The following is a 10,493-nucleotide window of genomic DNA, read 5'->3' on the forward strand; positions in this document are numbered from 1 at the left end:
TCGGAAAATTAGCAGCAGCTTTTGTTTCTCTCATTTTTTAACCCTTGATTCGCATCAGTAATATATTGAGGGCTTATTTTGATCATAACATTGTATTTTATGTTTTAATACTCAGCTAATATACTTAGTTCCTGAAAAACTACGCAAAACCATTCACTTTTTCCCAAACCCATAAGGACAATGCTTGCAACTATTTTTACAGCAGTATCCCCGTTTTAAATGGTATTTCTCGGTGAAAACAAACAACCCGTTTTCATTGATATAATAATCCTCGCCCTCAACTAATTTTTCTGCCATGGCATCCCTGTATAATTAAAAGGAGTGATTTGCAGCAACTCGTCCTTAACAGAGGCATCCAGGTCAAGGCCATTAATAAATTCGTGAATGGATTCCTGGTTCATTTTGTCGCTTTTGCGGGTAAGGTCTTTCAGCAATTCATAGGGCTTTGGAATGCCTTCTCTTCTCAAAACAGTTTGAACGGCCTCGGCAACAACAGCCCAGTTATTTTCTAAATCTTTATTCAAAGCAGCCTCATTCACTTTTAATTTTTTCAGCCCTTTGTCCAGCGATTTGAGTGCAATTAGCAGATGCGCCACAGGAACTCCCACATTTCTCAAAACGGTGGAATCTGTCAAATCTCTTTGCAATCTGGAAATGGGCAGCTTGGCAGATAAATGTTCAAAAATGGCAGAAGCCATGCCCAGATTTCCCTCGGCATTTTCAAAATCAATAGGGTTTACTTTATGTGGCATGGCAGAAGAACCCACTTCATCTTTATTAATACTTTGCTTAAAATAGTCCATAGAAATATACTGCCACACATCTCTGCACAAATCTATCAATATGGTATCAATGCGCTTGAGGTTGTCGAAAAGCGCTGCCAGAAAATCGTAATGCTCAATTTGGGTAGTGAATTGGCTTCGGTCTAAACCCAGTGAATCAGCCACAAAATCATTGGCAAATGCTTTCCAGTCCTTATCGGGAAATGCTACATAATGGGCATTGAAATTGCCCGTAGCTCCACCGAACTTGGCAGCTACCGGTATTTTTTTAAGTGATTCAAATTGCTTTTTCAACCGCTCAACAAATACCATTATTTCTTTTCCCAAAAGGGTAGGAGAAGCGGGCTGTCCATGTGTTTTGGCCAACATTGGAATGGCAGACCATTCATTTGCAAATCCTTCTAAAACAGCAATAATATTTTCAACTTCAGGATATATTTCATTTTCCAATCCTTCTTTTAATGACAAAGGAACAGCTGTATTGTTAATGTCCTGAGAAGTGAGCCCAAAATGAATAAATTCAGCATAAGCTTTTAATCCGGTAGAAATAAAATAGTCTTTAATAAAATATTCGACAGCCTTTACATCGTGATTTATTTTTTGCTCGTGCACTTTTACAGCTTCGGCATCTTCCAAATTGAAATACTTATAAAGATTCCTCAGCGTATTGTATTTTTCTTTAGGAAAGTCTTTTAAATTTCCCACCCCAAACTCACACAAAGCAATGAAATATTCTATTTCAACTCTTACGCGATACTTTATCAATGCGTATTCTGAAAAATATTGATCTAGATTTTCAACTTTATTTCTGTATCGTCCGTCTATTGGAGAAATGGCACTTAAGGCAGATAAATTCATTCTTTTTTCTGCGAAAATAACAAATGAACTTCGCTATGTTCATATTTTATTTGAATTAAAGCTCGCTAAACTTTTAATTTGCAGCATCGTTTAAGAAGAAAAACATTTTTATGGCCAAAAATCTATTGATTGTCGAGTCGCCTGCCAAAGCGAAAACTATAGAAAAATTTCTGGGGAAAGACTTTAAAGTAACCTCTTGTCAGGGGCATATTAGAGACCTAATTAAAGGTAATGACGCCATAGATAAGGAAAACGATTTCGAACCGAAATACCATGTTTCTCCCGAAAAGCAGAAAATTGTAACCGAACTGAAAAAACTGGCTAAAGCTGCTGAAGAAATCTGGTTGGCTACGGATGAAGACCGCGAGGGAGAAGCTATTAGTTGGCATCTTTGTGAAGAGTTAAAACTTGATCCGGACAAAACAAAAAGAATTGTTTTCCACGAGATCACCAAAGAGGCTATTAATAACGCAGTTCAAAATCCGCGATTTATTGATAGAAACCTGGTGAATGCACAGCAGGCCAGGCGTATTTTAGATCGTTTGGTAGGTTTTGAATTGTCTCCCATCCTATGGAAAAAGGTGAAGCCTTCGCTATCAGCAGGGCGTGTGCAGTCAGTAGCTGTTAGGCTTATAGTTGAGCGTGAGCGCGAGGTCATGCATTTCGAACCGAAATCCTCTTTTAAGGTAACTGCACTGTTTGATATAAAAGGCGATAAAGGCAAAGTTTCTAAATTAAAAGCTGAATCGGGAACGAAGTTTGAAAATGCCGAAGCAGCTCAAAAATTTCTTGAAGAATGCCTGTCGGCAGATTTTACCATAAAAGACATTCAAACAAAACCGGCTAAAAAAACTCCCGCTGCTCCTTTTACTACATCTACTTTGCAACAGGAAGCCAGTAGAAAACTCAGTTTTTCTGTTTCCAGAACAATGTCGGTTGCACAGAAACTCTATGAATCCGGTCACATTACTTATATGAGAACCGATTCCGTGAATCTTTCCAATTCTGCAATTTCAGCTTCAGCAGCCGAAATAGAAAAAAGCTTTGGCAAAGAATATGTAAACAGCAAAAATTACAAAAACAAAAAATCAGGCGCCCAGGAAGCGCACGAGGCCATTCGCCCGACTTATTTTGAAAAACATACTGTAAGTGGCAGTTCTGATGAGGAGCGCCTCTACGAGCTGATATGGAAGCGTACGGTAGCATCACAGATGAGCGATGCAAAACTTGAGCGTACGACAGTAAAAATTGATATTTCTACCAATAAAGAAGAACTGAATGCAAAAGGTGAGGTTTTACTTTTTGATGGATTTTTGAAGCTTTACATTGAATCGCGCGATGAAGAAGATGAAGAAGAGCAAAGCACTATGCTGCCGCCATTAAAAAAGGGAGAGCAACTCGATTTGGACCATATGTTTGCCAGGGAGCGTTTTACAAAAGCAGCTCCCCGATACAATGAAGCCTCACTTGTGCGCAAATTAGAAGAATTGGGCATTGGTCGGCCTTCCACTTATGCACCAACAATCACTACCATTCAAAAGCGCAATTATGTGGAGAAAAAAGATATGGAAGGCGATGAAAGAGCCTATCGTTTGTTGCGATTAAAAGATGGTCAGATCAGTAAAAAAACAGAAACTGAAATTACAGGTGCTGAAAAACAAAAACTTTTCCCTACGGATATTGGTATGGTGGTCAATGATTTTCTGCTCAAGCATTTTAAAAATGTATTGGACTATAATTTCACAGCCCGTATAGAAGAGGATTTTGATGTGATAGCCCAGGGCGATCTGAAATGGAACAAAATGATAGAAGATTTTTATCGTCCATTTCACAAAACCGTAGAAAAAACCGAGGAGGAAGCTGAAAGAGCCAGTGGAGAACGGGTTTTGGGTAAGGATCCCAAATCAGGAAGAGAACTTATAGTGCGTATAGGCAAATACGGCCCAATGGCACAGATTGGCAAAACGGAAGATGAAGAAAAACCAAAGTTTGCTAAATTGCGAAGCGATCAAAAGCTTGAAACAATCACCCTGGAAGAAGCCGTGGATTTATTCAAATTGCCACGGGATTTAGGTGAGTTTGAAGACAAAAAAGTTACTGCTGCTATTGGTCGTTTTGGACCTTATGTGCGACATGATGGTAAGTTTGTTTCCGTTCCAAAGGATATGGATGTTTATGAAATCAAACTTGACGAGGCTGTTGGACTCATTAAAGAAAAGAGGGAAATTGAAGCCAAAAGATTGATTAAGGAATTTGATGGAGAGGATATACAGGTTTTAAATGGACGTTATGGCCCCTATATAAAAGCAGGTAAGAAAAATGTGCGTATTCCTAAAGACAAAGACCCTGAAGCATTGAGTTTAGAAGAAATAAAAGAGTTGATAGAAAAGGCTCCGGCTAAAAAAGGACGTGGTGGAAGAAAGAAAAAAGCAAAGTAAATTGCTTAAATCTCAGGACACATCTGAATTGCAGGCTTTGATCAGGCTTTTGGACGATCCTGATGAAAAAGTTTTCAGCAATGTATCTCAGCGACTCAAAAATTACGGTACTGAAATAATTCCAGAATTGGAAGGTGCCTGGGAAACACAATATGAACCCGAAATTCAAAGCCGTATTGAGGATATTATTCACAGCATCCAGTTCAGTGAGGTTTTTCAGGATTTTATAGATTACCTGGAAACCGACCCCGAGAATTTACTCAAGGGCGCAATTCTTGTTGCACGCTACCGCTATCCCGATACTGACGAGGCAGAATTGCTCGGGCAAATAGAAAAGATAAGACGAGCAGTTTGGCTGGAGTTGAATTATGACCTTACTCCATTTGAACAAATCAATGTTATAAACCGTGTTTTCTTTGGTTTTTTTGGTTTCAAAGCGGAATATTATTCACAGTTTGATCCCAAAGCATTTTTTCTTCCTCAGGTTTTGGAGGCTAAAAGGGGAAGCAGCCTGATTGTTTCTATACTCTACATGATTGTTGCGCAAGAATTGGACATTCCTATTTATGGAGTGCATATTCCCATGAATTTTTCCATTGCCTATTGTCACGATTTTATTGAGCATTTTGCCCCTGAAGATGATTATAGAATGCAGGTACAGTTTTATATCAATCCGCTGAATAAAGGCCAGGTTTTCAGTGAAAATGAAATTGGTGATTACCTGAAGAAGATGAGGATTCCCAATGATGAATCATTTTTTAAGCCAATTGACAATAAGCACTGTATCAAACTGTTGCTTGCCGATCTTAAAAAAACATTTGAAGCAGATAAGGCTTACCCCCGTATCGAGGAAATCACAATGTTGATGCGTTTGTTTTAACCTGTTCCAGTAATTATTTAAGCGCTGAGCACTAAAGAATTTCCTAACACAGTTTTTAGGGTGTTTCTGCAAATTTATTCTGCCTGCTTATTTTTCAATTATCCGTATCTTTGTGTTTAAATTCCCAACAAAGCCTCACAAATTTCGCCTTCCTTTTTTGATGAATTATAAAGTAAAAGTTTATCTTATTTCCGGCAATTTGTCGGCATAAAACGCACGATTCATGAATTATATCCGCGCAGAAAATATTTCTAAAGATTACGGTGAACGTCTTTTGTTCAGCGGGCTTACATTTGGAATCAACAAAGGCGATAAAACTGCCCTGATTGCCAATAACGGCACCGGAAAATCTACACTGCTGAATATCCTGGCGGGATTGGATGTGCCTCAGGATGGAGAAGTGATTCGCAAGGAAGGGCTTCGAATTGGCTATTTGCAGCAGAATCCTGAATTTGATCCGAAACTGAGCATCAATGATTTGTTCAAAGGAGAAGGCTCTTATGTACTGAAAATCATCAGGGAATATGAAGCTGCTGTGGATGCGCAAACAGAAGCTTATAATGAACAGACACAAAAGCGTTTTGAGGAAGCCTCAATTAAAATGGATCAGGTAGAAGGCTGGGATTATGAACAGCGACTGGAATCTGTACTCACTCAATTCGGCATTACCGACCTTTCTCAAAAAACAGCTACACTTTCCGGTGGTCAGAAAAAACGGCTTGCCCTGGCACATATTCTTTTAGATCATCCCGATCTTTTGATTTTGGATGAGCCGACCAACCACCTGGATGTGGAAATGATAGAGTGGCTGGAAAGTTATCTGAAACAATCGAATATCACTTTTTTCATTGTTACGCACGATCGTTATTTTCTCGATCGCATTTGCAATCATATCCTGGAGCTGGAAGACAATCAATTGTACCGGCACAAGGGCAATTACGAGCTGTTTTTAAAGAATAAAGAGGAACGTGAAGTGGTTTTTCAAACGGAGACGGATAAGGCCAAAAAACAGATGAAAAAAGAGCTGGAATGGATTCGCAGAATGCCCAAAGCGCGTACTACCAAATCTAAATCCAGAATTGATGCTTTTGAAGATATCAAAGCCAAAGCTTCACGTAAAAAAAGTAAGCATGACCTGAAACTGGAAGTGAAAATGTCTCGCATTGGCGGAAAAATCCTTGAACTCAAAAAAGTCTATAAGAGCTATGGAGAAATTAATATACTCAATGGTTTTGATTACAGCTTTAAGAAAGGAGAGCGCATAGGTGTTGTGGGCAAAAATGGTGTGGGTAAATCCACATTCCTCAATCTGCTTACCGGAAAAGAACAGCCCGATTCGGGTAAAATTAAAAGTGGAGAGACTATTGTCTATGGGTATTACACACAGGATGGCCTCAATCTGAAAGAAGACAAACGCGTAATTGAAGTATTGAAAGATATAGCCGATGTAATAGAGCTGGCGAATGGAGCTAAGATCACTGCCTCGCAGTTTTTACAGCATTTTATGTTTCCTCCTGAAATGCAATATACTTTTGTTTCGAAGCTTAGTGGTGGTGAAAAAAGAAGATTGTATTTGCTCACGGTTTTGATCAAAAATCCCAATTTCCTGATATTGGATGAACCGACCAATGACCTTGACATTCTCACGCTCAATAAGTTGGAAGAATTCCTGATGCATTTTCCCGGCTGTTTGATCTTGGTTTCGCACGATCGCTATTTTATGGATCAACTGATCGATCACTTGTTTATTTTTAAAGGAGATGGGGTCATTAAGGATTTTAACGGCAATTATACCGATTACAGGGAAAGTCTGAAAGTTGAGGCTGCTGAAACCAAACAGGCAGAACAGAAAGCTAAGAAAGCAGAAAATGTTAAAAGCACGGCACCTGTTCCCCCCAGAAAAAAATTAACCTACAAGGATAAACTGGAATACGAGACATTAGAAAAGGAGATAGAAAAATTAGAAGCTGAAAAAACCGAACTGGAAAAGCAGATGGCAAATGAATCTGCCAATGCCGACCATGAAATTCTTTTAGAAAAAAGCCAGCGACTTTCTGAAGTGATGAAAGCCATAGATGAAAAAACCCTGCGCTGGATGGAGTTGGAGGAGGTGCAGCAACAATGAACAGTGAAAAATTATAATCCACGACCGCAGTCTTTCAGCCGATTTTAAAAGAAAGCCAAAAGAACCAAGCAATAAGCAGAACCGGTTCTGCTTAATTCTACTTTACTTCTTGTTCCTTAAATTCATTTCCGTTTTTGTCAAATTTAAACAAGGCTGTTTCTTGTGCTTTGCGCAGCTCTATTTTATAATAGTAGCCCTGTGTTTTTAGATCTACTTTATAGGCCTTGTGAAAATTCCATTCGGAGTATTTTTCGGTACTAAGTGTTTTGAATAAGGCTTTGGGCAATTCTGTAGCTTCAATTTCAGTTTGCTGAGATTGTTTCTTTTCTTCCTGAGCTGTAGCTGAAAAATTTACAGCAAAAACAAAAATGCAAAAGGCAAGTGTGAAAATCAGATTTTTCATTGTGTTTTATTTTTAGTTTCCGAAAGATATTCATTTTTTAACCAATCATCAAATATTACTTCACCAGTTTCATTATTGTGAAAAGCTGAAATAATACCAATCTTGTTTTCTTTTAAATTATTTTGCAGATAATTGCTTTTTTGCACCAAAATATCGCTTGACAATTGTGTGTTTTTATGGATTACTTCATTCAATTGTGCTTTATCATGAATATTGATTTCCTCAATACTTTTATTTTGCAGCGATAAATATTCTTGTATTTGACTGGAAATACTATTGTTTTTCCCCTTTTTAGTCATTTTAATAGCGCCAAGTGTTGCCAGGCAATTGGAATGCCCCAATACCACAACCAGTCTTATATTCATTTGCATACAGGCCAACTCAATACCACTCACTAAATCTTCATTGATGATATTGCCCATTGTCCGCATACTCATGAGTTCCCCCAATTTTGCGTCAAACAGCAGGGTAGTAGAAGTCCCTGAATTGGTACTGCTGACTATCAGAGCCATTGGGTCTTGTCCTTTTGCTATTGCATTAATTTGATGACTGGATGTACGGTCGCCTAATCTACTGGCTACAAAACGCTGATTTCCTTCTTTTAATATTTCCAGAATTTCTTTATAATTCAATGTCCTTTTATCAGTACTGTCAATACTGTTGACATATTCCAAATGTGCTTTTTCATCGTATTTTTCTTTCAACCCGATGATTGTTAAATCAATATTGTGCTCTTTGGCAAAAGTGTTCTGATAATCTTCAAAAAGTTCAAGAATATCATGGTCTATAAAATTGGAGTATGTTGCGTCAATAACAACTTTTGAATTGGGCTCTATTTCCCAAAGTGTCAATCTAATAGCGGCTTTATTAAGAAACGAAACTTCATTCGATAATTCCAATCTGATTGTTTCTCCACTGTAGATTTTGGTGTTTTCAAGGAAAAAAGGATTGTGGTAATTGCTTTTCAGCAAAAAGAAAATACTTACGGCAGAGCCGATCAGCACACCAATCAATACATCAGTAAGCATTATGGCTGTAACAGTAGCTATAAATGGAATCAATTGGTTCCAGCCTTTTTTGTACATCTCTATAAAAAGATCAGCGCTTGCGAGTTTGTATCCGGTAAATAACAGAATTGCGGCCAGTGAGGAAAGGGGAATTAAATTGATAAAAGGACTGAGAAACAATACACTCAACAAAAGAAAGATGCCGTGTAAGACGGTAGAAAGCTTGGTTTCGCTACCTGCATTAATATTGACCGAACTGCGTACAATTACTGATGTAAGCGGAATGCCTCCAATGAGTCCTGAAAACATATTGCCAAAACCTTGAGCTACAAGTTCTCTGTTGGGGGGTGTTCTTCGCTTGTGCGGGTCAATATTGTCTGTGGCTTCAACATTCAGCAATGTTGCCAAAGAAGCAATAATGGCAATACTGAAAGCTACTACCCAAACCTGGTAATTGCCAATGGCGCTCAATTCAGGAAAAGTAAGCAAATTCATGACACTGGTGACTTTCGGGATAAACACCATGTGTTCCATGTCGAAATTTAGAATTTCAGGCAGTAGATTGAACAGTTGAGAAATTACAACCCCAAATATTACCACAAATAAAGCTGATGGGAAAAATTTGAATTTTTTTAAGGGTGTTTTTTCCCAAAAGATCATTATTAATAGAGAAACTAAACTTAGAAGCAAAGGGCCAATGCTGTAATTTTCAAAAATATCCTTAAAATTGGGGACAGAAAGGGAATGTGCTGACTTTAAAATTGATTTCAAGCCATCTTCCATTCCGTTGATACCCAGCGCATAGGGTATTTGGTTAAAAATAAGTATCAACCCGATTGCGGCCAACAATCCTTTAATAATATTACTGGGCAAATAATCTGCAATAATACCCAGTTTGAATATACCGAGAATTACCTGAAAAACACCAGCAAGACAAACGGCCATTAAAAATGTTTCAAAAGCTCCGAGTTGGTTCAAAGCGGAAAGCACCACTGCTGTGAGACTGGCAGCCGGACCACTGACACTCGTGCTCGATCCGCTGATCATCCCAATTACTACGCCACCAATAATTCCCGAAATTAATCCTGAAAGCAATGGTGCACCACTGGCCAGCGCAATACCAAGGCAAAGCGGCAATGCGACCAAAAACACCACAATACTAGATGGAATATCGTTTTTTAGTTTGGAAAACATAAATTAAAAGGGAGTTGCACTAAAGTTTAGTGATTGATTACTTTTATATGTATCAATGTTGATTAAAAATATAAGTGCCTAAAGATAAAAAAAGAAGATTAAGAACTGATTTTGAAAATACATTATGACAGATTCTTGACTTTTACATTGAAATTAATGGCGCTAATGTTAAGTAGAGATTAATAAAACCACTTTTTTAAAAATGTTTTCAACAGCTTTTTCATATATCCACATCTTATTTGAAAATGACTTGTTTTTAATACACTTCTTTTAAATGTTTTATGTATCTTTAAAAATCACAACTATTAGAAACTCCAGTTTTGACCTATTTTTGTAGTATAGTAGTGAGTTGACAATTATCAGTTAGAGCAGTATTTTTATTCGAAATATCCATATAAAACCCTGAAATGAAAGCTTCAATTCCTTTCCTCCTGTTTTTTCTGAACATTTTTTTTATCCCGTTTTCTGTGTTTTCACAGGTCACCTTCCACTGCTGGGACTTTAATGGTACCACGCCTTTTACTTCTCCGGTGAATACCGACAACCGTGTTTTGGGCGATGGGGAGATCACTTATACATTCTCTAATGTTGACAATTTTGGAGGGACAAGTTTAGGTGATTGTGGCAATGGAATTGGAGATGCGTTTTCTCCAAAGGCAGACAATGGGCATTACATGACACTGGTATTTCCAACCAACGATTATGAAAATATAGTGCTTTCATTTTCTGTTGAACGTTCAGCATCTGGCTTTACTAGTGTTATGTTAATCTTAAGTTGACGGATAAAGTCGTCTTAGCTTTACCCT

At 38.0% G+C, this 10,493-nt stretch carries 8 protein-coding genes; 4 read left to right on the top strand and 4 right to left on the bottom strand.

Annotation, left to right across the window (positions count from 1 at the left end; all coding sequences use genetic code 11):
• Positions 1 to 153: 153 nt before the first annotated feature.
• Together WD048_14950 and purB are read right to left on the bottom strand one after the other, a co-directional pair.
• The gene (locus WD048_14950) at positions 154 to 297 is read right to left on the bottom strand and encodes a DUF5522 domain-containing protein (protein MEX0813515.1); all 144 of its coding nucleotides are present in this window, start codon (positions 295 to 297) and stop codon (positions 154 to 156) included.
• Positions 282 to 1,640: an adenylosuccinate lyase gene (gene purB / locus WD048_14955; GenBank protein MEX0813516.1), complete on the bottom strand. Its 1,359-nt coding sequence runs from the start codon at positions 1,638 to 1,640 to the stop codon at positions 282 to 284. The genes WD048_14950 and purB overlap by 16 nt, the downstream gene beginning before the upstream one ends.
• Positions 1,641 to 1,750: 110 nt before the next feature.
• Here purB and topA point away from each other — a divergent pair, with 110 nt between their 5' ends.
• The 3 genes from topA (at position 1,751) to WD048_14970 (ending at position 7,083) form a co-directional block, all read left to right on the top strand.
• A complete protein-coding gene (gene topA / locus WD048_14960; GenBank protein ID MEX0813517.1) occupies positions 1,751 to 4,078 on the top strand; it encodes a type I DNA topoisomerase in 2,328 nt (775 codons plus the stop codon).
• A complete protein-coding gene (locus WD048_14965; GenBank protein MEX0813518.1) occupies positions 4,053 to 4,958 on the top strand; it encodes a transglutaminase-like domain-containing protein in 906 nt (301 codons plus the stop codon). Before topA ends, WD048_14965 begins: the two co-directional genes overlap by 26 nt.
• A 223-nt stretch (positions 4,959 to 5,181) precedes the next feature.
• Entirely contained in the window at positions 5,182 to 7,083 is a 1,902-nt protein-coding gene (locus tag WD048_14970) for an ABC-F family ATP-binding cassette domain-containing protein (protein ID MEX0813519.1), read from the top strand.
• A gap of 97 nt (positions 7,084 to 7,180) precedes the next feature.
• On the opposite strand, the gene WD048_14975 is transcribed toward WD048_14970, so the two are convergent.
• Positions 7,181 to 7,486 (bottom strand): hypothetical protein, encoded by a 306-nt coding sequence (locus tag WD048_14975; GenBank protein MEX0813520.1) that lies wholly within the window; start codon positions 7,484 to 7,486, stop codon positions 7,181 to 7,183.
• A complete protein-coding gene (locus tag WD048_14980) occupies positions 7,483 to 9,687 on the bottom strand; it encodes a SulP family inorganic anion transporter (GenBank protein MEX0813521.1) in 2,205 nt (734 codons plus the stop codon). The genes WD048_14975 and WD048_14980 overlap by 4 nt, the downstream gene beginning before the upstream one ends.
• Before the next feature lie 407 nt (positions 9,688 to 10,094).
• On the opposite strand from WD048_14980, the gene WD048_14985 reads away from it, so the two are divergent.
• Positions 10,095 to 10,466 carry a hypothetical protein gene (locus WD048_14985; GenBank protein ID MEX0813522.1) on the top strand — a complete coding sequence of 124 codons (372 nt, stop codon included), beginning with the start codon at positions 10,095 to 10,097 and terminating at the stop codon, positions 10,464 to 10,466.
• The last annotated feature ends 27 nt before the right edge of the window (positions 10,467 to 10,493 follow it).

The sequence above is a fragment of the Chitinophagales bacterium genome (assembly GCA_040877935.1).
In the GTDB taxonomy this organism is placed as follows: Bacteria; Bacteroidota; Bacteroidia; order Chitinophagales; family CAIOSU01; genus JBBDNB01.

What these genes read in the sequence shown, in the direction of transcription:
- WD048_14950 (MEX0813515.1), bottom strand. Translation starts at nt 297, where the DNA reads ATGGCAGAAAAATTAGTTGAGGGCGAGGATTATTATATCAATGAAAAC.
- purB (MEX0813516.1), bottom strand. Translation starts at nt 1,640, where the DNA reads ATGAATTTATCTGCCTTAAGTGCCATTTCTCCAATAGACGGACGATAC.
- topA (MEX0813517.1), top strand. Translation starts at nt 1,751, where the DNA reads ATGGCCAAAAATCTATTGATTGTCGAGTCGCCTGCCAAAGCGAAAACT.
- WD048_14970 (MEX0813519.1), top strand. Translation starts at nt 5,182, where the DNA reads ATGAATTATATCCGCGCAGAAAATATTTCTAAAGATTACGGTGAACGT.
- WD048_14975 (MEX0813520.1), bottom strand. Translation starts at nt 7,486, where the DNA reads ATGAAAAATCTGATTTTCACACTTGCCTTTTGCATTTTTGTTTTTGCT.
- WD048_14980 (MEX0813521.1), bottom strand. Translation starts at nt 9,687, where the DNA reads ATGTTTTCCAAACTAAAAAACGATATTCCATCTAGTATTGTGGTGTTT.
- WD048_14985 (MEX0813522.1), top strand. Translation starts at nt 10,095, where the DNA reads ATGAAAGCTTCAATTCCTTTCCTCCTGTTTTTTCTGAACATTTTTTTT.